Below are 23048 nucleotides of genomic sequence, written 5' to 3'. Positions count from 1 at the left end.
GAAGAAGGAGAACGCAGCATGCTCAACCTGTCCCCCCGCAGCCAGCTGGTCGCCGGCGTGGCGCTGGCCCTGCTGATGGTCATGACCCGTGGCCAGCACTTCGCCACCCTCAATCTACCGAGCGCCTCCTGGGCGGTGTTCTTCCTCGCCGGCGCCCTGCTGAGCCCGCGCTGGGTGTTCCCGGCGCTGTTCCTCGAAGCCTCGCTGCTCGACCTCGTCGCCACCGGCTGGATGGGCGTGAGCGACTGGTGCGTGTCGCCGGCCTACTGGCTGTTGCTCCCAGCCTACGGCTCGCTGTGGCTGGGCGGGCGGATCTTCGCCGTCCTGCAGCGCGACAGCCTGGACCGGCTGGACAGCCTGGCCGTGCTCGGCCTGGCGGTGGTCTTCAGCGCCTTCGTCTGCTACCTGTTCTCCGGCGGCGGCTTCTACTTCTTCTCCGGCCGCTATCCGGAGCCGACGTTCGCCGATTTCGTGCAGCGCGTGCTGACCTACTACCCGCGCTACCTGGGTAGCCTGGCGCTCTACGTGGGCCTCGCCGCCGTGCTCTACGCCGGCTTCGGTGCCCGTCTCAAGGCGCTGCGCTCGTCGGAAACCCGCTGATGGGCGAGTCGCCGGAGCGGGACGCCCGCCACAAGGCGCGCATGCAGCGCAAGAAGGCGGTGGTCGACGGGAAGATCGCCCAGGCCACCGACGAGCACGGCCTGCTGCTGGTGCACACCGGCAACGGCAAGGGCAAGAGCAGCGCCGCCTTCGGCATGGCTGCCCGTGCCCTCGGCCATGGCCTGCGGGTCGGCGTGGTGCAGTTCATCAAGGGTGCCGCCAGCACCGGCGAGGAGGCCTTCTTCCGGCGCTTTCCCGAGCAGGTGCGCTATTACGTGATGGGCGAGGGCTTCACCTGGGAAACCCAGGACCGCCAGCGCGACATCGACAAGGCCTGCGAGGCCTGGGCGGTGGCCCGCGAACTGCTCGACGATCCGTCGATCGGCCTGGTGCTGCTCGACGAGCTGAACATCGCCCTGAAGTACGGCTACCTGGAGCTTGCGCCGCTGCTCGCCGACATCCAGGCGCGGCCGCTGCACCAGCATGTGGTGGTCACCGGCCGCGGCGCCCCGCCCGGACTGATCGAGGCGGCCGACACGGTGACCGAGATGACCCTGGTCAAGCACGCCTTCCAGGCCGGGGTGAAGGCGCAGAAGGGGATCGAGTTCTGATGCGGCGAGTGGATGTATATGGCTCGCGTAGGGCGGGTGAAACCGGCCAGATATGGCGAAGACCCCACCGAACCCGGCGGGTTTCACCCGCCCTACGCCAGGCAGGCGCGGATTCGTTCGCGATCCCGAACGTCGGGAGGCGCCGATGAACGAGCGCCGCTGTCCGGCCCTGCTGATCGCCGCCCCGGCTTCCGGCCAGGGCAAGACCACCGTCACTGCCGCCCTGGCCCGCCATCACGTCCGCCGGGGCCGGCGCGTGCGGGTGTTCAAGTGCGGCCCGGACTTTCTCGACCCGATGATCCTCGCCCGCGCCTGCGGCGCGCCGGTCCACCCGCTCGACCTGTGGATGGTCGGCGAGGCCGAGTCGCGGCGCCTGCTCTGGGAGGCGGCCGGGGAGGCCGACCTGATCCTCGTCGAGGGGGTGATGGGCCTGTTCGACGGTGCGCCGTCCGCCGCCGACCTGGCGCGGCGCTTCGGCGTGCCGGTGCTGGCGGTGATCGACGCCGCGGCCATGGCGCAGACTTTCGCCGCCGTTGCCCACGGCCTGGCCACCTTCCAGGCCGACCTGCCGTTCGCCGGGGTGCTGGCCAACCGGGTCGGCAGCGCCCGCCACGGCGAGATCCTCCGCGACAGCCTGCCGGCGCATCTGCCCTGGTACGGCGCGCTGCCGCGCAGCGCCGACATTGAGTTGCCGAGCCGCCACCTGGGGCTGGTCCAGGCCGGCGAGCTGGCCGATCTCGACGCCCGCCTGGACGCCGCCGCCGAGGCCCTGGCCGCCAGCGCCGGCACCGACCTGCCGCCGTCGCTGGCCTTCGCCGCGCCCGCACAGGCGGCGCCCGAGCCGCTGCTCGCCGGGGTGCGCATCGGCGTGGCGCGCGACGCCGCCTTCGCTTTCCTCTACCAGGCCAACCTGGAGCTGCTCGAACGGCTCGGCGCCGAGCTGGCGTTCTTCTCGCCGCTGGCCGATGCCGCGCTGCCGGCGGTCGACAGCCTCTACCTGCCGGGCGGCTATCCCGAACTGCATCTGGACCGGCTGGCCGGCAACGCGCCGCTGCGCGCGGCGATCTGCGCCCACCACGAGGCCGGCAAGCCGATCCTCGCCGAGTGCGGCGGCATGCTCTACCTGCTCGATGCCCTGACCGACTTGGACGGCCGGCGCGAGGCTATGCTCGGCCTGCTGCCCGGCGAGGCCTGGATGCAGCCGAAGCTGGCCGCCCTGGCGCTGCAGGAGGTCGAGCTGGACGGCGCGCGCCTGCGCGGGCACAGCTACCACCATTCCACGATGGCCTGCGCGCTGACGCCTATCGCCCACGGCGAATGCCCCAACTACCGGCGCACCGCCGAGGCGGTCTACCGTCGCGGCCGGCTGACCGCCAGCTACATCCACTTCTATCTGCCCTCGGCGCCGCAGGCGGCCGCCGCGCTGCTGCGACCCTGAGGTGCGGGTGAACCCACAGGAATTGCGATGAACCCCCACGCCTTCAGCGACGCCGAGCGCGCCGCGGTCTACCGCGCCATCGCCGAACGCCGCGACATGCGCCATTTCAGCGCCGGCAGCGTGGCGCCGGAGCTGCTGGCGCGGCTGCTCAACGCCGCCCACCAGGCGCCGAGCGTCGGCCTGATGCAGCCCTGGCGCTTCATCCGCATCACCGATTCGGAGCTGCGCCGGCACATCAAGGATCTGGTGGAGGCCGAGCGGCTGTGCACCGCCGAAGCCCTCGGCGAGCGCGCCGACGAGTTCATGCGCCTGAAGGTCGAGGGCATCGGCGACTGCGCCGAACTGCTGGTCGGCGCGCTGATGGACGGCCGCGAGGCGCACGTCTTCGGCCGCCGCACCCTGCCGCAGATGGACCTGGCCTCGTTGTCCTGCGCCATCCAGAACCTCTGGCTGGCCGCCCGTGCCGAAGGCTTGGGCATGGGCTGGGTGTCGCTGTTCGAGCCGCGGGCGCTCGGCGAGCTGCTCGGCCTGCCGGCCGGCGCCGAGCCGGTGGCGCTGCTCTGTCTCGGCCCGGTGGAGGGCTTCTACTCGCGGCCGATGCTGGTCGAGCAGGGCTGGGCCGAGGAGAAGCCTTTGGCCGAGCTGCTCTTCGAGAACCGCTGGGGGGTGCGTCCGTGAGCCTGGGACTGAGCCTGCTCGCCGGCGTGGCGCTGGATGCGGTCCTCGGCGAGCCGCGGCGTTTCCATCCGCTGGTCGGCTTCGGCCGGCTGGCCGCTGCCCTGGAGGCGCGCTTCAATGCGGCGGGGCGCGGCGGGCGCCTCGACGGTCTGCTCGCCTGGGCCCTGGCGGTGTTGCCCCCGACCCTGCTCGCCGGCCTGCTGGCACAACTGCCACTGGTCGGCGAGCTGCTGGCGATCCTTGCCCTCTACGCCGCGCTCGGCCTGCGCAGCCTGGGCGAACACGCCCGGCCGGTGCTGGAGGCGCTGCAGCGCGGCGATCTGGCGGCGGCGCGCCGTGGCGTGGGTCGGGTGGTCAGTCGCGACACTTCGGCGCTGGATGCTGGCGGCGTGGCCCGCGCCGCCAGCGAGTCGCTGCTGGAGAACGGCAGCGACGCGGTGTTCGCCACGTTGTTCTGGTTCGTCGTGGCCGGCGCGCCGGGGGTGGTGCTGCACCGGCTGGCCAACACCCTGGACGCCATGTGGGGCTACCGCACGCCGCGCTTCGAGCGCTTCGGCTGGGCCGCGGCGCGGATCGACGATGTCCTCAACTATGTTCCGGCGCGCCTCGTAGCGCTGACCTACGCGTTGCTCGGCAAGACGCGCCTCGCCCTGGCCTGCTGGCGCCACCAGGCGCCGCTGTGGGACAGCCCCAATGCTGGCCCGGTGATGGCCGCTGGCGCCGGCTCGCTGGGCGTCGAGCTGGGCGGCGCGGCGGTCTACCACGGCGCGCGGCACGAGCGCCCGACCCTCGGTGCCGGCGGCCCGGCCGATGCCGGGACCATCGCCGCGGCCTGGCGCCTGCTCCAGCGCGGCGTGCTGCTCTGGCTGGCGCTGATCCTGCTCGGAGGCTGGCTGCATGCTTGAGCACGGCGGCCGGCTGCGTGCCGCGGCGCAGCGCTACGGCATTCCCCTGAGCGACTGGCTCGACCTGTCCACCGGCCTCGCCCCCGAGCCCTGGCCCGTGCCATCCATCCCGCTCGATGCCTGGGCGCGTCTGCCGGAGGACGACGACGGTCTGGCCGAGGCCGCCTGCGCCTGCTACGGCGCCGCCCAGGCGTTGCCGGTGGCTGGCAGCCAGGCGGCGATCCAGGCGCTGCCCCAACTGTTCGCACCGGGGCGGATCGGCGTGCTGGAGCCGAGCTATGCCGAGCACGCCCAGGCCTGGCAACGGGCCGGTCACCGGCTGGTCCGCCTGGTCGCCGGAGACATCGAGGCGCAGCTCGATACGCTCGACGTGCTGGTGCTGGCCAATCCCAATAACCCCACCGGCGAGCGGTTCGAGCCCGGCCAACTGCTCGACTGGCAGGCTCGGCTCGAACAGCGCGGCGGTTGCCTGCTGGTCGACGAGGCCTTCATGGACTGCACGCCCGACTACAGCCTGGCGGCTTACAGCCAGCGGCCGGGGCTGATCGTGCTGCGCTCGTTCGGCAAGTTCTTCGGCCTGGCCGGCATCCGCCTGGGCTTCGTGCTGGCCGAGGCGGCGCTGCTGGCGCGCCTGCACGGGCGCCTCGGGCCCTGGACGGTCGGCGGCCCGGCGCGGGTACTGGGCCTGCAGGCACTGGGGCCGGCCAGTGGCGCGGCGCGCGAACGACGTGCCCGTGAGTTGCAGGCGGCAGGAGAGCGGCTGGCCGAGCTGTTACATATGCAGGGCTTGCCCCCAGCCGGCGGCACTGCGCTGTTCCAATGGGTCTGCACGCCCGCCGCGGTGCAGTGGCACGACTTTCTTGCCCGCCGCGGCATTCTCGTGCGGCGCTTCGATCAGCCCGCCAGCCTGCGCTTCGGCCTGCCGGCGGACGAGGCCGGCTGGCAGCGGCTGGCCCGGGCATTGGACGACTATCAGAAGGAATCCGCATGACTACCCTGATGGTGCAGGGCACCACCTCCGATGCCGGCAAGAGCACTCTGGTGACCGCGCTGTGCCGCTGGCTGGCGCGCCAGGGCGTGGCGGTGGCGCCGTTCAAGCCGCAGAACATGGCGCTGAACAGCGCCGTCACCGCTGATGGCGGCGAGATCGGCCGCGCCCAGGCGGTGCAGGCGCAGGCGGCAGGGCTCGCGCCGCACACCGACATGAACCCGGTGCTGCTCAAGCCCAATACCGACACCGGCGCCCAGGTGATCGTCCACGGCCGCGCCGTCACCTGCATGGACGCCGCCGCCTATCACGATTACAAGCGTGTGGCCCGCGAGGCGGTGCTCGTCTCGCACCGGCGCCTCGCCGCGCAGTACGCCGTGGTGATGGTCGAGGGCGCCGGTTCGCCGGCGGAGATCAACCTGCGCGCCAACGACATCGCCAACATGGGCTTCGCCGAGGCGGTCGACTGCCCGGTGATCCTGATCGCCGACATCGACCGGGGCGGGGTGTTCGCCCATCTGGTCGGCACCCTGGCGCTGCTCTCGGCCAGTGAGCAGGCGCGGGTGCAGGGCTTCGTGATCAACCGCTTCCGCGGCGACATCGCCCTGCTGCAGCCGGGCCTCGACTGGCTTCAGGCGCACACCGGCAAGCCGGTGCTGGGTGTGCTGCCCTACCTGCACGACCTGCACCTGGAGGCCGAGGACGCCATCGACGCCCGCCAGGTGGCCAAGACCGGCGAGCGCCTGAAGGTGGTGGTGCCGGTGCTGCCGCGGATCAGCAACCACACCGACTTCGACCCGCTGCGCCTGCATCCGCAGGTGGAACTGGCCTTCGTCGGCCCCGGCCAGCGCATTCCGCCGGCCGACCTGCTCGTGCTGCCCGGCTCGAAGAGCGTGCGCGCCGACCTGGCCCATCTGCGCGAGCAGGGCTGGGAGGCGGCGATCCGCCGTCACCTGCGCTACGGCGGCAGGGTGCTCGGCATCTGCGGCGGACTGCAGATGCTCGGCAGCGAGATCGCCGACCCGCTGGGGCTGGAGGGCGCGCCAGGTTCCAGCCGGGGCCTCGGCCTGCTGGAGCTGGACACCGTGCTGGAGGCCGACAAGCAGCTGCGCAACGTGCGCGGCCGGCTGGCGCTGGAGAACGCGGAGGTCAGCGGCTACGAGATCCATGCCGGCGTCAGCCGTGGCGCCGGTCTCGAGCGCCCGGCGGTGCGGCTCGACGACGGCCGCGGCGACGGGGCGATCAGCGCGGACGGCCAGGTGTTCGGCACCTACCTGCACGGCCTGTTCGAGTCGCCCGCCGCGTGCAGCGCGCTGCTGCGCTGGGCCGGCCTGCACGTGGTGGTCACCCCCGACTACCACGCCCTGCGCGAGCGCGACATCGAGCGCCTGGCCGATCTGGTCGAGGCGCATCTGGACACGGCGCGGCTGCGCGAACTTTGTGGCTTGTAGGAGCCAGCTTGCTGGCGATCAGCCGGTAGGGCGGGTGCAACCCGCCAGACACGGCAAAGGCCTCACCGACCCCGGCAGGTTGCACCCGCCCTACAACGAATCGAGAGACATCACGATGCACGAACTGATCCTCGGCGGTGCCCGCTCCGGCAAGAGCCGCCTGGCCGAGCGCCTGGCCGCGGCGTCCGGGCTGGAAGTGACCTACGTCGCCACCGCCCAGGCGCTGGACGGCGAGATGGCCGCGCGTATCGCCCATCACCGCCAGCGGCGGCCGGCCGGTTGGGCGCTGGTCGAGGAGCCCCTGGCGCTGGCCCGGGTGCTGCGCGAGCAGGCCGGGCCGGAGCGCTGCCTGCTGGTCGACTGCCTGACCCTGTGGCTGACCAACCTGCTGCTGGCCGACGACCCGGCGCGCCTGGCACGCGAGCGCGTCGCGCTGCTCGAGTGCCTGCCGAAATTGCCCGGACGGATCGTCCTGGTCAGCAACGAGACCGGTCTCGGCGTGGTGCCGCTGGGCGAGCTGAGCCGGCGCTACGTGGACGAGGCCGGCTGGCTGCACCAGGCCCTGGCCGAACGCTGCGCCCGGGTGCTGTTCTGCGTCGCCGGCCTGCCCATGACCCTCAAGGGAGATCCTCTATGAACCACGATTGGTGGCAGTCTGCCGCCCGACCGCTGGACGAGACGGCCCGCGCCCTGGCCGGCGTCCGCCAGCAGCAACTGACCAAGCCGCGCGGCTCGCTGGGCCGCCTGGAGCAGTTGGCGATCCACCTGGCCGGACTGCAGGGCCGCGAGCGGCCGGTCGTCGAGCGTCTGTGGATCGCCATCTTCGCCGGCGACCACGGCGTGGCGGCGGAGGGGGTATCGCCCTATCCGCAGGCGGTGACCGGGCAGATGCTGCGCAACTTCGCCGCCGGCGGTGCGGCGATCAGCGTGCTGGCCCGTCAGTTGGGCGCCGAGCTGGAACTGATCGATCTCGGCACGGCCGAGCCGCTGGAGCCGCCGCCGGCCGGCGTGCGCCGCCTGTGCCTGGGGCGCGGCACGGCGAATTTCCTCCGCGGACCGGCGATGAGCGCCCAGCAGGGCCGCGACGCCCTCGAAGCCGGGCGCGACAGCGTGCGGCGCGCGACGGCAGCCGGTGCGCAGCTGTACATCGGCGGCGAGATGGGCATCGCCAACACCAGTTCGGCCAGCGCCCTGGCCTGCGCCCTGCTGGACCGTCCGGCGACGGCGTTGGTCGGACCCGGCACCGGGCTGGATACCGCCGGAGTGGCGCGCAAGGTTGCGGTTATCGAGCGTGCCCTGACGCTGCACGGCGCGCAGGCCGGCGAGCCGCTGGAGATCCTGTGGTGCCTCGGCGGTTTCGAGATCGCCGCGTTGGCCGGGGCCTACCTGGCCTGCGCCCAGGAGGGCTTGCCGGCGCTGGTGGACGGCTTCATCTGCAGCGTGGCGGCGCTGCTCGCCGTGCGTCTGAATCCCACCTGCCGCGACTGGCTGCTGTTCGCCCACTGCGGCGCCGAACCGGGCCACCGCCGGGTCCTCGAGGCGCTAGGCGCCGAGCCGCTGCTGGAACTCGGCCTGCGCCTGGGCGAGGGCAGCGGCGCGGCGCTGGCGGTACCGCTGCTGCAACTGGCCTGCCGGCTGCACGGCGAGATGGCCACCTTCGCCGAAGCAGCCGTGGCGGATGCTGGCCGATGACCCTCCATCTCGATCTGCTGCGCCACGGCGAAACCGAATGCGGCGGCGGCTTCCGCGGCAGCCTGGACGACGCGCTGACCGCGGCGGGCTGGGCGCAAATGCGGGCGGCGACGGCCGAAGCCGGTCCCTGGGATCGGCTGGTCAGCTCGCCGCTGCGCCGCTGCGCCGATTTCGCCATTGAGCTGGCCGCCGCGCAGGGCCTGCCGCTGCAAGTGGAGGCAGACTTGCGCGAGCTGCACTTCGGCGCTTGGGAAGGCCGCAACGCCAGCGAGTTGATGTACAGCGACGCCGAGGGACTCGGGCGTTTCTGGGACGATCCCTACGCCTTCACCCCGCCGGACGGCGAGCCGGTGGCTGACTTCGAGGCGCGGGTGCTGGGCGCCGCTGAGCGGCTGCGCCGCGACTGCGCCGGCCGCCGCCTGCTGCTGGTCACCCACGGCGGGGTGATGCGCCTGCTGCTGGCCCGCGCCCGCGGTTTGCCGCGCGAGCACTTGCTGCAGGTGACGGTGGCCCACGGCGCACTGCACCGCCTGCGCCTGGACGGGCCGGACTGGCGGGAGCTGTGAGGATGCCGCTGCCCCTGTTGATCGCCCTGCAGTTCCTCACCCGTCTGCCGATCCGCCTGCCCGGCATGCCGGCACCGGAGCAGTTGGGCCGCTCGCTGCTCTGGTATCCGTTGGTGGGGCTATTGCTCGGATTGCTGCTGGTTGCTGTGCACGGGCTGCTCGGCGAGGCGCCGGCGCCGCTGCACGCGGCGCTGCTGCTCGCCGCCTGGGTCGGCCTGAGCGGGGCGCTGCACCTGGATGGCCTGGCCGACAGCGCCGACGCCTGGGTCGGCGGTTTCGGCGACCGCGAACGCACTCTGGCGATCATGAAGGACCCGCGCAGCGGCCCGATCGCCGTGGTGGTGCTGGTCGTCGTGCTGCTGCTGAAGTTCGCCGCGCTGCTGGCATTGCTGGAAGAGGGCGCGGGCGCGGCGCTGCTGCTGGCGCCGCTGCTCGGGCGCGGCGCGCTGCTGGCGCTGTTTCTCGTCACCCCCTACGTGCGTCCCGGCGGCCTCGGCCAGGCCCTCGCCGAGCACCTGCCGCGCAAGGCGGCCCGCCGGGTGCTGCTGGGCACGGCGGCGGCCTGTCCGCTGCTGTTCGGCGGTGCCGGCGCTCGGGCGCTATTGCTGGCGGCGGCGCTGTTTCTCTGGCTGCGCCACTGCCTGCTAGCGCGCCTCGGCGGCACCACCGGCGACACCGCGGGGGCGCTGCTGGAGCTGGTGGAGTGCGGGGTGCTGGTGGGGCTGGCGCTCTGATCGATTTCCGGTGTGTGAGAAAAGGCCTTTGCCCCGTCACCCCGAGGGATTCAACCATAGGGCTACACGCCCGCTTGCGAGCGATGCTTGTGGGGCGCTGGTTGTACAAGCGATCAGTCCCGTGGCAGCAAGTGACTGTCGCCAAACGCTTTTCGCTCATGCGGCAGTTGTAACTTGCGAACAAGCCGGTACAATGGCGCGGCTCGCCGTCTGGCGGGTGTCGTTATGGTGGTCCTGCCGGTCCCCCCGCAACGATCAGCCGTGAACCCGGTCAGGCCCGGAAGGGAGCAGCCGTAGCGGTGACATCGTGTGCCGGGGTGTGGCTGGTGGGATCACCTCCAGTTTCCAGCCTTTCCCCTCTCTTTCCTTTTTCCCAAAGCCGGACAGGCTTCCCCCCTGGCCCTTGCCCCGCGCGAGTCCGCAAGGCGGATGCAATTTGCATCCTGCTCCGCTAGCATTGCCGCTCTCTGCTTTCCTGCTGCGACGGTATCGATGAGTTATCAGGTTCTTGCACGTAAATGGCGTCCGCGCTCGTTCCGCGAAATGGTCGGCCAGACCCATGTGCTCAAGGCGCTGATCAACGCCCTCGACAGCCAGCGGTTGCACCACGCCTATCTGTTCACCGGCACCCGCGGGGTGGGCAAGACCACCATCGCGCGGATCATCGCCAAGTGCCTGAACTGCGAGACCGGCATCGGCTCGACGCCCTGCGGGCAGTGTTCGGTCTGCCGGGAGATCGACGAGGGGCGCTTCGTCGATCTCATCGAGGTCGACGCGGCCAGCCGCACCAAGGTGGAGGACACCCGCGAGCTGCTCGACAACGTGCAGTACGCGCCGACTCGGGGGCGCTTCAAGGTCTACCTGATCGACGAAGTGCACATGCTCTCCAGTCACTCGTTCAACGCCCTGCTGAAGACCCTCGAGGAGCCGCCGCCCCACGTCAAGTTCCTGCTGGCGACCACCGATCCGCAGAAGCTGCCGGTGACCATCCTGTCGCGCTGTCTGCAATTTGCCCTGAAGAGCATGCCGCCGGAGCGGGTGGTCGAGCACCTGACCCATGTGCTCGGCGCGGAGGGCATTCCTTTCGAGGCGGATGCCCTCTGGTTGCTCGGCCGTGCCGCCGACGGTTCGATGCGCGATGCCATGAGTCTGACCGACCAGGCCATCGCCTTCGGCGAGGGCAGGGTGCTCGCCGCCGATGTGCGTGCCATGCTCGGCACCCTCGATCACGGCCAGGTCTATGGTGTGTTGCAGTCCCTGCTGGAGGGCGATACCCGGGCCATGCTGGAGGCGGTGCGCCAGTTGGCCGAGCAGGGGCCCGACTGGAGCGGCGTGCTGGCGGAGATGCTCAATGTGCTGCACCGGGTGGCCATCGCCCAGGCGTTGCCGGAAGCGGTGGACAACGGCAATGGCGACCGCGAACGGGTGCTGGCGCTCGCGCAGGCGCTGCCGGCCGAGGATGTGCAATTCTATTACCAGATGGGCCTGATCGGTCGCCGCGACCTGCCGCTGGCGCCGGACCCGCGCGGCGGTTTCGAGATGGTGCTGCTGCGCATGCTGGCGTTTCGTCCGGCGGATGCCGGTGGAGCGCCGGATAGGCCGCTAAAGGACTTGGGAGTCTGCACGGCCACGGCTGACTCCTCCTCCGCTTCCGTGGCGGATGGCCAGACGGTGGCGCCTGCCGCTTCCGGTGCGGCGCTGGGCGAAAGTCTGGCGATGTCTCCTCCGTCGGCAGTCAGCGCATCGCCCGAGCCGATGCCGTCGCAGGAGCTGCCCGCGTTGCCGGCCGGGGCTTCCGATCTGCCCTGGGATGAGCCGATGCAGGTTGCCGGCACTCCCGTTTCGGAGTCCGCGGCGATGCTGGTGGGAGGCATTGATGCTGCTCCTGCACCGGAGGAAGCGGAGACGGCTCCCGAAAGCACCGCCCTGGAGCGTCAGAGCCCGCCGGCTCGGGAGGTTGCGGCACTTCCGGTCGGCGATCGCTCGCCGGAAAGGCCGTCCGCGCCGGTCGTGGCAGAAGAGCCGCCGCCGGCGGACGATGACTATTATGAGGTGGATGGCGACGAGGTGGATGTCGAGGCCTATGCCTATCTCGAGGCCTTTCCCGTCGAGGTGCCGGCTCCATCGAGGCCTGAACCCGAGCCCCAGGCCGAACCGGCGGCGGCGCCGGCCACCGGCCTTGCAGCCGAATGGCTGGAGCTCTTCCAGCAGTTGGGACTGGCCGGCATGACCGCCAACATCGCCGCCAACTGTACCCTGGCGAGGGTCGAGGGCAACCATTGGTTGCTGCATCTGGACCCGGCGCAGGCTGCGCTGTTCAACGGTACCCAGCAGCGGCGCCTGAACGAGGCCCTGAACCAGTATCATGGCCGCGCGCTCAAGCTGGACATCGAATTGCGCAAGCCGGAACAGGAAACCCCGGCCCAGGCGGCGGCGCGGCAGCGTGCCGAGCGCCAGCGCCAGGCCGAGGCGTCCATCCAGGCCGATCCGCTGATTCGGCAGATGATCCAACAGTTCGCCGCGGTGATCCGCGACGGTACCATCGAACCCTTGAATACCTGAGGTGACTCCCATGATGAAAGGTGGCATGGCCGGCCTGATGAAGCAGGCCCAGCTGATGCAGGAAAAAATGCAGAAGATGCAGGAGGAGCTGGCCAGCGCCGAGGTGACCGGCCAGTCCGGCGCCGGTCTGGTGAGCGTGGTGATGACCGGTCGCCATGACGTGCGGCGCGTTACCCTGGACGACAGCCTGATGCAGGAGGACAAGGAGGTCCTCGAGGATCTGATCGCCGCCGCCGTCAACGATGCGGTGCGCAAGATCGAGCAGAACAATCAGGACAAGATGGCCGGAATGACCGCCGGCATGGGCCTGCCGCCGGGCTTCAAGATGCCGTTCTGAGCATTTCCCCGGCTTTCCCCGCTCCTCTCCCGCAAGCGGGAGAGCGTGCCGACGGGCCGTTCTCGCGGGCGGCCCGTCCTGCCGTCTACCTCTTCCGGTTCTCACCCATGAGCTTCAGTCCGCTGATCCGCCAACTCATCGACGCCCTGCGCATCCTCCCCGGGGTAGGGCAGAAGACCGCCCAGCGCATGGCCCTGCATCTGCTCGAGCGCGACCGCCGCGGTGGGATGCGTCTGGCCCAGACGCTCATCCAGGCGCTGGAGCGCGTCGGTCATTGTCGGCAGTGCCGGACCTTGAGCGAGGAGGAGCTCTGTCCGCAGTGCGCCGATCCGCGCCGCGACGATGGCCTGCTCTGCGTGGTGCAGGGACCGGTGGACGTATTCGCCATCGAACAGACCGGCTACCGCGGCCGTTATTTCGTGCTCAAGGGGCATTTGTCTCCCCTGGACGGTCTCGGCCCTGAGGCCGTCGGCATTCCCGAACTGCTGGTGCGGGTCGAGCATGGCACCTTCGACGAGGTGATCATCGCTACCAACCCGACCGTGGAGGGCGAAGCCACCGCTCACTATATCGCCCAGGTTCTGGTACCCAGGGGCGTCACGGTTTCCCGCATCGCTCACGGTGTGCCGCTGGGCGGCGAGCTGGAGCTGGTGGATGGCGGTACCCTGACCCACGCTTTGGCCGGGCGCAAGCCGATCAGTTTGTGAGTGTGACCGCTGGGTGGGGTCTGTCTGCCAGGAGGGAGGATGTGCGGAGGGCGAAGGAGAAAAGCAGAAGGCCCCTTGCGGGGCCTTCCAGGTGGGGTCACCCCATCTGCACCTTGCGCAGAACCGCGTAACCCAATCCCATCAGCACCCAGCCACCCACGGGGTGGAAGAGGATGCGCCAGACCAGGCCGCGCGGGTCGAAGCCGACGCCGTGGATGAAGCCGCTGGAGATTCCCAGCATCACCAGCATCAGCAGGCTGTGGCTGTAGCCGGCCTCGGGATCCACGATCATCGAGGGATGGATCAGCAGGATCAGCGCGAGGGGCGAGGCCAGCAGCAGTGACAGGGTGCGGAGCGGCCAACGCTGCAGAAGACGCTTTTCAGTCGTCACCCGCCAGACCCTCATCCATTTTCATGGTGGTTTCGAGCCACAGGGCGTTGATGACGCCGAAGCCGCAGGCCAGCAGGATGCCGAGAATCCAACTGAAGTACCACATGTTACCTCCTAGGCCCGCCCATGGGACGGGCATCTCGATTGGGGGTGGCGCGGACAGGGTCCGCGCCGGTTCCGGTCAGTACAGGCCGTGCGGGTTGGCCTCGATGGTTTGGTCGTTCAGCTTGCCCCACATGTGCCAGTAGCACCACAGGGTGTAGCCCAGGATGATCGGCACGAAGATGATGGCAGCGATCAGCATGATCCCCAGGGTTTTCTTGCTGGATACGGCATCCCAGACAGTCAGGCTGGAGACCGGGTCGATGGCCGACGGCATCACGAACGGGAACAGGGCGAAGCCTGCGGTGAGGATGGCGCCGACGATCGCCAGGCTGGTACCCAGGAAGGCCAGGCCGTTGCGCTTGGTCTGCGCACCCATCAGGGCCAGCGCGCCGCCAACCAGACCCAGCAGCGGAGCGAACTGGGTAAGGGGGTAGCGCACGTAGTTGGTCTGCCAGCCGCTGTTATCCAGGGTGACCTGCTTGACCAGCGGATTCAGTGCGGCGTTGGGATCGAAGTTGTCGACCAGGTTCAGGCCGTCGATGCCCAGCAGCAGCCAGACGCCGCAGATGAAGAAGCCGCCGAGGAACACCATGGCGCACAGCCGGGTAGCCTTGCACGAACGCTCGTACAGCTCGCCTTCGGTACGCAGCATCAGCCAGGAACCGCCGTGGGCACTGAGCATGCTCAGGCTCACGACGCCGGCCAGCAGCGCGAAGGGATGTAGCAGGCTGAAGAAGGAGCCTTCGAAGTGAGAGCGCATCGTCTCGTCAAAGCGGAACGGCAGGCCGAGGAACAGGTTGCCGAACGCCACCCCGAACAGCAGGGCCGGCAGAGCGCCACCAGCGAACAGCGCCCAGTCCCAGATGTCGCGCCACTTCTTGTTCTCCAGCTTGCTGCGGTAGTCGAAACCCACAGGGCGGCAGAACAGACCGAAGAGCACCAGCAGCAGGGCCCAGTACATGCCGGAGAAGGCCGTGGCGTAAACCAGCGGCCAGGCGGCGAACAGGGCGCCACCGGCGGTGATGAACCACACCTGGTTGCCGTCCCAGTGGGGAGCAATGGTGTTGATCGCGACGCGGCGCTCGTTATCGGTCTTGGCGACGAAGGGCATGATCGCCATGGCCCCCATGTCGAAGCCGTCGGTCAGGGCAAAGCCGATCAGCAGCACACCGATCAAGCCCCACCAGATCAATTTTAGTGTTTCGTAATCAAACATGGCGTTTTCCTTAGGCGTTTACCGATTGATGGCCTTCCCCGTGGGCTTGGCCGCCGTGCAGTGCATTACCCGGTTGCTCGAAGTGGTAGCGACCGGTGTGCAGGCTCGACGGGCCGAGACGGGCGAAGCGGATCATCAGATACATCTCGACCACCAGCAGCACGGTGTAGAACGCGATCAGTGCGAACAGCGAGCCCCAGAGGTCGTTGGTGGTCAGGCTGGAAGCGGAGAGGTGGGTGGGCAGTACACCACCGATGGTCCAGGGCTGACGGCCATGCTCGGCCACGAACCAGCCGGTCTGGGTGGCAATCCACGGCAGCGGCAGGCTGTACAGGGCGAACTTGAGCAGCCAAGGCTTGGACTCCTCGTTCTTGCGAGCCGAGGCCCAGAAGGCGCAGGCGAACAGGACGAGCATCAAGAGGCCGGAGGCAACCATGGCGCGGAAGGTCCAGAACATGCTGAACACGCTGGGGATGGTGTCCTTGGCAGCCTGTTTGATCTGCGCTTCGGAAGCATCGACCACGTTCGGGGTGTACTTCTTCAGGAGCAGGGCGTAGCCCAGATCTTCCTTGACCTCGTTGAAGGCCGCGATCTTTTCCGGGGTCTTGTCGCCAGCGCGCAGCTCTTCCAGCAGGCCGTAGGCGACCATGCCGTTGCGGATGCGGGCTTCGTTCTCGATGATCAGGTCCTTGATGCCGATGACCTGTTCATCCAGCGAGCGGGTGGCGATGATGCCCAGGGCAAACGGGATCCTGACGGCGAAGTCGGTATGCTGCGTTTCCTCGTTCGGGAAGCCGAACAGGGTGAAGCTGGCCGGTGCCGGATGGGTGTCCCACTCGGCTTCGATGGCGGCAAGTTTGGCTTTCTGGACCTCGCCGACTTCGTAGCCAGACTCGTCGCCGAGCACGAGGACCGAGAGGATGGAGGCCATGCCGAAGGCAGAAGCGATGGCGAAGGAGCGGCGGGCAAAGCCCAGGTCGCGTTTTTTCAGCAGGTAGTAGCTGGAGATGGCCAGTACGAACACGGCGCCGGTCACGTAGCCGGAGGCGACGGTATGGACGAACTTGACCTGGGCTACCGGGTTGAGGAGCAGAGCACCGAAGTCCACCAGCTCCATCCGCATGGTCTCGAAGTTGAACTCCGCGCCGACCGGGTTCTGCATCCAGCCGTTGGCCACCAGAATCCACAGGGCGGACAGGTTGGAACCGAGCGCTACCAGCCAGGTCACCGACAGGTGCTGGATCTTGGACAGGCGATCCCAGCCGAAGAAGAACAGGCCGATGAAGGTGGATTCCAGGAAGAAGGCCATCAGACCTTCGATGGCCAGCGGCGCACCGAAGATGTCACCCACGTAGTGGGAGTAGTAGGCCCAGTTGGTACCGAACTGGAATTCCATGGTCAGGCCGGTGGTGACACCGAGAGCGAAGTTGATACCGAACAACTTGCCCCAGAACTTCACCATGTCCTTGTAGACCTGCTTGCCGGTCATTACATAGACCGACTCCATGATGGCAAGCAGGAAAGTCATCCCTAGGGTTAGTGGTACGAACAGGAAGTGGTACAGCGCCGTCATGGCGAACTGCAGACGCGATAGGTCTACGACGGATTCCGAGATCATCAGGGACTCTCCTCGGTCGGGGATTGATGTTGCACTGCCACACTGCCAAACAGTCGCTCGCTGACCTTCTCGGTACCGTTTTTGGGCATCATCGGTTCCGTGAACCAGAGTGCCTTGATGCCGAGTATCACTCCCAGCTTGATCGCGAGGATGACAGCGAGCTCCCGAACCAGAGGAATACGCCAGGGCGAAGATTTGGGCGGTTGAGACATGTGGGCAGCTCCAAAAGGCTGGTCGGCCAACGGTCGACGAGGGGTCGGCACGTTGATCCATGTCAAATAAATCAAGATTTTGCGGCGGTCGGTAGTGACCAATTGACGCAGGTCAATGAAAGTTGTCCGTTTTTGCTGTTTGGAGGGGGTATTTGGAGGGGGCCAGACGCCTCGATCAGGCGCTATAAGTATATGATAAATAAGCTAAATGTTGCATATTGACTTTTCTGTACTGGCGTGCGTTTAAGCCTTTGGTAGGGGGTGCGACATAAAGGCAAAGCAGTGGCCTTTTGCGGGCGTGCAGATGCGGGGTGTGGTGGTTTTCCGGAAAGGGTCTTGGGGAGGAGGCAAGCGATGTTGGGCGGAGGTGTCGGGGCTGGATACGCTGGAGCGAGGCATGGGGGTTCGAAGCTCCCTCCGCATTCGGTTTGCAGAGGGGCTGGAGAGGCGTTGGTGCGTGTCTTCCTGAAGGGTCAGGCTTCCATGTTTCCGCCTGCCAGGGAGCAGAGTTCGATGGGATTGAGAATGGTCACTTCCTTGCCTTCCGCGGCAATCAGCTCATTCTGCTGGAAACGGCTGAATACGCGCGACACGGTTTCGACGGCCAGCCCCAGATAATTGCCGATTTCGTTGCGCGACATCGCCAAGCGGAAGTGGTTGGCGGAGAAGCCGCGTGCCCGGAAGCGCGAGGAAAGGTTGATCAGGAAGGTGGCGATGCGCTCGTCCGCGGTTTTCTTCGAGAGCAGCAGCATCATCTGCTGGTCATCGCGAATCTCCCGGCTCATGACCCGCATCAGCTGGCGACGTAGCTGGGGCAGTTGCAAGGCCAGCTCGTCCAGGCGTTCGAAGGGGATTTCGCAGACCGAGGTGGTTTCCAGTGCCTGTGCGGAAACCGGGCAGCTGTCGCTGTCCATGCCGGAAAGTCCGACCAGCTCGCTGGGCAGATGGAAGCCGGTGATCTGCTCTTCGCCGTTGTCGCTGACGCTGAAGGTCTTGAGCGAGCCGGAGCGCACGGCGAACACCGAGCCGAAGCCGTCGCCCTGGCGGAAGAGGAATTCGCCCTTCTTGATCGGCTTGCCGCGTTTGACGATCTCGTTCAAGGCATCGATGTCCTCGAAGTTGAGCGAAATCGGTAGGCACAAGGCCGCCAGACTGCAGTCCTGACAGCGGATATGATGCACGGGGCGTACCTTGGATTTATCCGACATGGGCAACTTTCTCTTACTTGTGATGCTCTTTGCCCGAGGATCATACCCCAGGCCTCAGTCAACTGACAAAAAGTCTTAACCCGGGAAATCATCGTCCTCAGAACACCGTTCCGGGAGGTATAGATGTGTCCCGGAGCGGCGTGACTCAGATGATACGGGAAAAGCGCTGGCGGTTATGTTCGACCAGATAATAGTCGAAGAGCATGCAGATCGAGCGAACCAGCAGGCGCCCGGCAGGCAGGACTTCGATGCCTTGCGGGGTCAGGGCGATCAGCCCGTCGCGGGTCATGCTCTGCAGCTGTGGCCAGAGGTCGGCGAAATAGTCCCGGAAGACGATGCCGAACTGCTGCTCGATGCTGGCGAAGTCCAACTGGAAGTCGCAGAGGAGCTTCTGGATGGCCGCGCGGCGGATCCGGTCGTCGGCATTGCATTGCAGACCGCGGGCGGTCGGCAGTTGGTCGTTGTCGAGGCGGCCCTGATAGGCGTCGATGTCGCTCTCGTTCTGGCTGTAGAGGTCGCCGATCTGGCTGATGGACGAAACCCCCAGACCGATCAGGTCGCAATGGCCATGGGTAGTGTAGCCCTGGAAGTTGCGCTGCAGCCTGCCGTCCTCCTGGGCGATGGACAGCTCGTCGTCCGGAAGGGCGAAATGGTCCATGCCGATGTACTGATAGCCGGCGGTGGTCAGCTGTTCGATGCTGTTGTGCAGCATGCTCAGCTTGTCGGCGGGGGCTGGCAAGTCTGCGGCACTGATTCGCCGCTGCGGCTTGAAGCGCTCCGGCAGGTGGGCGTAGTTGAACACCGACAGCCGATCGGGCTGCAGGGCGATGATCTCCTCGACGGTGCGGGCGAAGGTTTCCGGGGTCTGCTTGGGCAGGCCGTAGATGAGATCGACGTTGATCGAGCGGAACTCCAGGGTCCGCGCGGCTTCGACGATGGCGCGGGTTTCCTCCAGGCTCTGCAGGCGATTCACCGCCCGCTGGACTTCGGGGTCGAGGTCCTGTACGCCCAGGCTGATGCGGTTGAAGCCCAGTTCGCGGAGCAGCCCCATGGTCGACCAGTCGGCTTCGCGGGGATCGATCTCGATGCTGAAGTCGCCGTTTTCGGCGAAGCTGAAGCGCTGACGAAGAAACTCCATCAGCCGCTGCAGCTCGCCGTGACTGAGGAAGGTCGGGGTGCCGCCGCCCAGGTGCAATTGCTCGACCTGCTGTTGCGGGGACAGGTGGCGGCTGACGATGTCGATTTCCTTTTCCAGGCGCTCGAGATAGGGCAGGGCGCGGCCGCGATCCTTGGTGATGACCTTGTTGCAGGCGCAGTAGTAGCAGACGTGTGCGCAGAACGGGACGTGTATGTAGAGCGACAGAGGGCGTTTGGCCTGGCGGCTTTCGCGCAGGGCGTTGAGCAGCTTGAAGGAGCCCACACCAGGCTGGAATTGCACTGCCGTGGGGTATGAGGTGTAGCGCGGGCCCGCCTGATCGTAGCGGCGAATCAGGTTGGTATCCCATTTGATCGGAGCAGGCATAGGGGTATTCCGGTATGGGCAGACTGTGGGGGGAGTCTAAAAGAATGCTGCCGGAAAGCATCTTGATTTGTATCAACCACGGTTGTCGGTTGTCGTCGCCGGGCTGAAGTGCGGCGATGGTGCTGGCATCGGGTGGGTTGCGCCATGACGGTGGTGTCCTGTCAGCCACGTCTGGTGAGGCCCGGGAAGTGTCCAGAAACCGAACAGGATCACCAGCAGGCCACCGGCGATCCGCACATGCCGCCGGCGGAGCCAGGCGGTCAGGCGTTCGGCGGCCAGACCGGTGGCGAGCAGCAGCGGCCAGGTGCCGAGGCCGAAGGCAAGCATCAGCAGGGCACTGTCCAGGGCGTTGCCCTGGCTCGCCGCCCAGAGCAGGGTGCTGTAGACCAGTCCGCAGGGCAGCCAGCCCCAGAGTGCGCCGAGCAGCAGGGCGCGGGGTAGGCTGTCGACCGGTAGCAGGCAGGAGGCGACCGGCTGGAGATGGCGCCAGAGTCCCTGGCCGACGGCTTCGAGACGGGTCAGTCCGCTCCACCAGCCGGCCAGGTAGAGGCCCATGGCGATCAGCAGCAGGGCAGCGACGATGCGCAGGGCGGAGGCCGCCGGACTGTTGGCTACGGCCCAGCCTCCCAGGCCGATCAGCAGGCCCGCCGTGGCATAACTGAGGATTCGCCCGAGGTTGTAGGCCAGCAGCAGCCGCAGGCGGCGACTCCGCTGCTCGGGCGGAATGGCCAGGGTCAGGGCACCCATCAGGCCGCCGCACATGCCCAGGCAATGCCCGCCGCCCAAAAGCCCGAGGATCGTGGCCGAGACGAGCAGCGGAAGCAGTTCAGGCACGTGGGGGTTCCTCGTCCCGCTTGGTTGGGGTCTCGGCTTCGGCCTGCCCGGCCTTGTGCGAGGGGTCCTCGTCGTCGAAGAGGATATTGTGGGCCGGACTGTCGAGGTCGTCGTACTGGCCATTGTCGATGGCCCAGAAAAGCAGCCAGATGGCCAGGGCGACCACGACCAGGGCGACCGGGATCATTACATAGAGCGCAGCCATATACGTGCTCCTGTCTTGCGGCGGCTCAGGCGCCGCGGGTCAGCCGCAGAGCGTTCAGAACCACCAGCAGGGAGCTCAGCGACATCCCGATCACGGCCCAGAGCGGGGTGATCCAGCCGAGGGCGGCAAAGGGCAGAACCAGGCCATTGTACAGGCCGGCCCAGGCCAGGTTCTCGATGATGATGCGGCGGGTGCGGCGGGCGAGGGCGAAGGCCTGTACCAGCGTGTCCAGGCGATTGGAGAGCAGGATGGCATCGGCACTGGTCTTCGCCAAGTCGGTGGCCGAGCCCATCGCCACGCTGATGTCCGCGCCGGCCAGCACCGGAACGTCGTTCACCCCGTCGCCGAGCATCAGGACGCGATGCCCTTGTGCGTGCAACTGCCTGAGCACGGCGAGCTTGGCATCCGGCGTCAGGCCGCCTCGGGCATCGTCGATACCCAGCCGCTGGGCCACTTCGGCGACCATCGGCGAGCTGTCGCCCGAGAGCAGCAGGGTCCGCCAGCCGCGTGCGCGGCAGGCCTCGAGCAGGGCGGGAGCATCTTCGCGCAGGCGGTCGTCGAGCACCAGCCAGGCCAGTGCTCCCTGTCGGTCGCCCAGCAGCAGCCATTGGCCCTGCTCGCCGGGAATCGGCGGTGCCGGCTGGCCATAGAGCGTGGCGACGAAGGCAGGCTGGCCGATGCGCAGGTTCCGGCCTTGGACGAGCCCTTCCAGACCTTTCCCCGGCGTGCTGTCGACCCGTTCGGCCGCCTGGGGCGCGCGGCCGAAGGCGCGGGCGATCGGGTGTTCGGAGCGGTTTTCCAGCGCGGCGGCCAGCGCCAGGCAGGCGTTGCCGTCCAGTTCGCGCAGAGGATGCACCTCGCGCAGGGTCAGGCGTCCTTCGGTGAGGGTGCCGGTCTTGTCGAAGACCACCGTGTCGATACCGTTCAGACCTTCCAGCACGTGCCCGCGGGTCAGCAGCAGGCCCAGCCTGTGCAGGTTGCCGGTGGCCGCGGTGAGGGCCGTGGGGGTGGCCAGCGACAGGGCGCAAGGACAGGTGGCGACGAGCAGGGCGAGTACGACCCAGAAGGCCCGCTCCGCATCGATCTGCCACCAGATCAGGCCGACCAGCGTGGCCACGCCCAGCACGGCGAGCAGGAACCACTGCGCCACCCGGTCGGCCAGTTCGGCGAGCCTGGGTTTGTCGGCCTGGGCGCGCTCGAGCAGGCGAACGATCGCCGAGAGGCGGGTATCGTCGCCCAATGCCTGGACCTCGATGGTCAGCGGGCCTTCCACGTTCAGTGTTCCGGCGGTGACGGTGTCGCCCGGGGCGCAGGGGTGCGGCAGATATTCGCCGGTCAGCAGCGACTCGTCGACGCTGGACTGCCCTGCGATGATACGGCCGTCAGCCGGCAGCAGGTTGCCCGGTGGCACCAGCACGCGGTCGCCCACTCCGAGTTCCCTGAGCAGGATGCGTTCGCTGCGTCCTTCATGATCGAGACGCAGGCAGGAGGGCGGCAGCAGGTTGACCAGTTGCGCGGTGGCCGCGGCGGTGCGCTCGCGAGCTCGGCGCTCGAGAAAGCGCCCGGCGAGAAGAAACAGGGCGAACATGCCGGCGGCGTCGAAATAGAGTTCTCCCTGGCCGGTCAGGGTCGACCAGATGCCGGCCGCATAGGCGCCGCCGATCGCCAGGCTGACGGACACGTCCATGGTCAGGTGGCGCGTGCGCAGGTCGCGCCAGGCTCCCTTGAAGAAGTCGACGCTGCTGTAGAAGACGATGGGGGTGGTGAGGATCAGGCTGACCCAGCGGAGGAGCTTGTCCATTCCCGCCGAGAGGTCGAGGTTGAACTCCGGCCAGGTGGCCATGGTGGCCATCATCACCTGGAACCACAGCAGGCCGGCGACGCCCAGCTGTCTCAGCGCACGGCGGTTTTCCCGGGCCAACTGCTCGGCGGCCCGGTCCGGCTGATAGGGGTGGGCGGCGTAGCCGATCCGGCGCAGTGCTTCGAGCAGGTTGCTGAGGGGCACCTGGCTATCCTTCCAGCGGACGTGCAGGCGGTGGTTGGAGAGGTTGAAGGTGGCCTCGACAACGCCGTCCAGGCTGCGCAGGTGCTTCTCGATCAGCCAGCCGCAGGCAGCGCAGCTGACGCCCTCGATCAGCAGGCAGGTACTGGCCAGCTCGCCCTCGTGCTGGACGAAGGGCTGCTGAACGTCAGCGCGATCATAGAGTGCCAGCTCCTCGCTGAGCGCCTGGGGCAGGGCCTCGGGGTTGGCGGCGTTCTCGCTGCGGTGCCTGTAGTAGCTCTCCAGGCCGCCGGCAACGATCGCTTCGGCCACGGCCTGGCAACCGGGGCAGCACATCTCGCGGGGTTCGCCCAGTACGTGGGCCTGGAAGCGGCTGCCGGCAGGAACCGGCAGGCCGCAGTGGTAGCAGGAGGTGAGGCTGGCCATGGACGGAGGTCGCCGAGCTGCAGGGTGGGATGCCGGGTCG

Annotated in this window: 24 protein-coding genes and 1 other RNA gene; 15 read left to right on the top strand and 10 right to left on the bottom strand. The window is 68.0% G+C overall.

Annotated features, from left to right (window positions below; genetic code table 11):
* The first annotated feature begins 18 nt into the window (after window positions 1-18).
* The 15 genes from BMY22_RS11665 (at window position 19) to recR (ending at window position 13269) form a co-directional block, all read left to right on the top strand.
* Complete coding sequence (locus tag BMY22_RS11665; protein WP_090622123.1) at window positions 19-600, top strand: hypothetical protein; 582 nt, start codon at window positions 19-21, stop codon at window positions 598-600.
* Entirely contained in the window at window positions 600-1211 is a 612-nt protein-coding gene (gene cobO, locus BMY22_RS11660) for a cob(I)yrinic acid a,c-diamide adenosyltransferase (RefSeq protein ID WP_090622122.1), read from the top strand. The genes BMY22_RS11665 and cobO overlap by 1 nt, the downstream gene beginning before the upstream one ends.
* Before the next feature lie 145 nt (window positions 1212-1356).
* Complete coding sequence (locus tag BMY22_RS11655) at window positions 1357-2649, top strand: cobyrinic acid a,c-diamide synthase CobB (RefSeq protein ID WP_090622120.1); 1293 nt, start codon at window positions 1357-1359, stop codon at window positions 2647-2649.
* A gap of 27 nt (window positions 2650-2676) precedes the next feature.
* Window positions 2677-3327 (top strand): 5,6-dimethylbenzimidazole synthase, encoded by a 651-nt coding sequence (bluB, locus tag BMY22_RS11650; RefSeq protein WP_090622119.1) that lies wholly within the window; start codon window positions 2677-2679, stop codon window positions 3325-3327.
* A complete protein-coding gene (cbiB, locus tag BMY22_RS11645) occupies window positions 3324-4232 on the top strand; it encodes an adenosylcobinamide-phosphate synthase CbiB (protein ID WP_090622117.1) in 909 nt (302 codons plus the stop codon). Before bluB ends, cbiB begins: the two co-directional genes overlap by 4 nt.
* Window positions 4225-5223: a threonine-phosphate decarboxylase CobD gene (cobD, locus tag BMY22_RS11640; RefSeq protein WP_090622116.1), complete on the top strand. Its 999-nt coding sequence runs from the start codon at window positions 4225-4227 to the stop codon at window positions 5221-5223. Before cbiB ends, cobD begins: the two co-directional genes overlap by 8 nt.
* Window positions 5220-6671, top strand: coding sequence for a cobyric acid synthase (locus BMY22_RS11635; protein ID WP_090622114.1), 1452 nt, complete (start codon window positions 5220-5222; stop codon window positions 6669-6671). Before cobD ends, BMY22_RS11635 begins: the two co-directional genes overlap by 4 nt.
* A 115-nt stretch (window positions 6672-6786) precedes the next feature.
* Complete coding sequence (gene cobU / locus BMY22_RS11630; protein ID WP_090622113.1) at window positions 6787-7308, top strand: bifunctional adenosylcobinamide kinase/adenosylcobinamide-phosphate guanylyltransferase; 522 nt, start codon at window positions 6787-6789, stop codon at window positions 7306-7308.
* Complete coding sequence (gene cobT / locus BMY22_RS11625) at window positions 7305-8363, top strand: nicotinate-nucleotide--dimethylbenzimidazole phosphoribosyltransferase (protein ID WP_090622111.1); 1059 nt, start codon at window positions 7305-7307, stop codon at window positions 8361-8363. Before cobU ends, cobT begins: the two co-directional genes overlap by 4 nt.
* Window positions 8360-8929, top strand: coding sequence for an alpha-ribazole phosphatase family protein (gene cobC, locus BMY22_RS11620; protein WP_090622110.1), 570 nt, complete (start codon window positions 8360-8362; stop codon window positions 8927-8929). The genes cobT and cobC overlap by 4 nt, the downstream gene beginning before the upstream one ends.
* A 2-nt stretch (window positions 8930-8931) precedes the next feature.
* A complete protein-coding gene (locus tag BMY22_RS11615) occupies window positions 8932-9663 on the top strand; it encodes an adenosylcobinamide-GDP ribazoletransferase (RefSeq protein WP_090622108.1) in 732 nt (243 codons plus the stop codon).
* Between the two features lie 235 nt (window positions 9664-9898).
* An RNA gene (ffs, locus tag BMY22_RS11610) (signal recognition particle sRNA small type) lies at window positions 9899-9995 on the top strand.
* Window positions 9996-10155: 160 nt separating this feature from the next.
* On the top strand, window positions 10156-12225 hold the full coding sequence (gene dnaX, locus BMY22_RS11605; protein WP_090622106.1) for a DNA polymerase III subunit gamma/tau: 2070 nt from the start codon (window positions 10156-10158) through the stop codon (window positions 12223-12225).
* Between the two features lie 10 nt (window positions 12226-12235).
* On the top strand, window positions 12236-12562 hold the full coding sequence (locus BMY22_RS11600; RefSeq protein ID WP_090622104.1) for a YbaB/EbfC family nucleoid-associated protein: 327 nt from the start codon (window positions 12236-12238) through the stop codon (window positions 12560-12562).
* A gap of 107 nt (window positions 12563-12669) precedes the next feature.
* A complete protein-coding gene (gene recR / locus BMY22_RS11595) occupies window positions 12670-13269 on the top strand; it encodes a recombination mediator RecR (protein WP_090622103.1) in 600 nt (199 codons plus the stop codon).
* Window positions 13270-13366: 97 nt separating this feature from the next.
* Here the strand turns inward: recR and BMY22_RS11590 are convergent, their stop codons facing one another.
* From BMY22_RS11590 to BMY22_RS11545, 10 genes are all read right to left on the bottom strand, one after another.
* Complete coding sequence (locus BMY22_RS11590; protein WP_090622101.1) at window positions 13367-13675, bottom strand: cyd operon YbgE family protein; 309 nt, start codon at window positions 13673-13675, stop codon at window positions 13367-13369.
* Window positions 13650-13766 (bottom strand): cytochrome bd-I oxidase subunit CydX, encoded by a 117-nt coding sequence (gene cydX / locus BMY22_RS11585; RefSeq protein ID WP_090622100.1) that lies wholly within the window; start codon window positions 13764-13766, stop codon window positions 13650-13652. Before cydX ends, BMY22_RS11590 begins: the two co-directional genes overlap by 26 nt.
* Before the next feature lie 75 nt (window positions 13767-13841).
* Complete coding sequence (gene cydB / locus BMY22_RS11580; RefSeq protein ID WP_090622098.1) at window positions 13842-14981, bottom strand: cytochrome d ubiquinol oxidase subunit II; 1140 nt, start codon at window positions 14979-14981, stop codon at window positions 13842-13844.
* Window positions 14982-14991: 10 nt separating this feature from the next.
* On the bottom strand, window positions 14992-16599 hold the full coding sequence (locus BMY22_RS11575; protein ID WP_090622097.1) for a cytochrome ubiquinol oxidase subunit I: 1608 nt from the start codon (window positions 16597-16599) through the stop codon (window positions 14992-14994).
* Complete coding sequence (cydP, locus tag BMY22_RS11570; RefSeq protein WP_090622095.1) at window positions 16599-16811, bottom strand: cytochrome oxidase putative small subunit CydP; 213 nt, start codon at window positions 16809-16811, stop codon at window positions 16599-16601. The genes BMY22_RS11575 and cydP overlap by 1 nt, the downstream gene beginning before the upstream one ends.
* Window positions 16812-17284: 473 nt before the next feature.
* A complete protein-coding gene (fnr, locus tag BMY22_RS11565; protein WP_090622094.1) occupies window positions 17285-18019 on the bottom strand; it encodes a fumarate/nitrate reduction transcriptional regulator Fnr in 735 nt (244 codons plus the stop codon).
* A gap of 145 nt (window positions 18020-18164) precedes the next feature.
* On the bottom strand, window positions 18165-19541 hold the full coding sequence (hemN, locus tag BMY22_RS11560; RefSeq protein ID WP_090622092.1) for an oxygen-independent coproporphyrinogen III oxidase: 1377 nt from the start codon (window positions 19539-19541) through the stop codon (window positions 18165-18167).
* 72 nt (window positions 19542-19613) lie between these two features.
* On the bottom strand, window positions 19614-20375 hold the full coding sequence (locus BMY22_RS11555) for a sulfite exporter TauE/SafE family protein (RefSeq protein WP_090622090.1): 762 nt from the start codon (window positions 20373-20375) through the stop codon (window positions 19614-19616).
* Window positions 20368-20580, bottom strand: coding sequence for a cbb3-type cytochrome oxidase assembly protein CcoS (gene ccoS, locus BMY22_RS11550; protein ID WP_090622088.1), 213 nt, complete (start codon window positions 20578-20580; stop codon window positions 20368-20370). The genes BMY22_RS11555 and ccoS overlap by 8 nt, the downstream gene beginning before the upstream one ends.
* Window positions 20581-20605: 25 nt before the next feature.
* Entirely contained in the window at window positions 20606-23008 is a 2403-nt protein-coding gene (locus BMY22_RS11545) for a heavy metal translocating P-type ATPase (RefSeq protein WP_090622086.1), read from the bottom strand.
* Window positions 23009-23048: the final 40 nt, after the last annotated feature.

Source organism: Azotobacter beijerinckii (genome assembly GCF_900110885.1).
GTDB lineage: Bacteria > Pseudomonadota > Gammaproteobacteria > Pseudomonadales > Pseudomonadaceae > Azotobacter > Azotobacter beijerinckii.
Note: the sequence above shows the minus strand (reverse complement) of the source record. Positions and strands in the feature narration are given on the sequence as shown.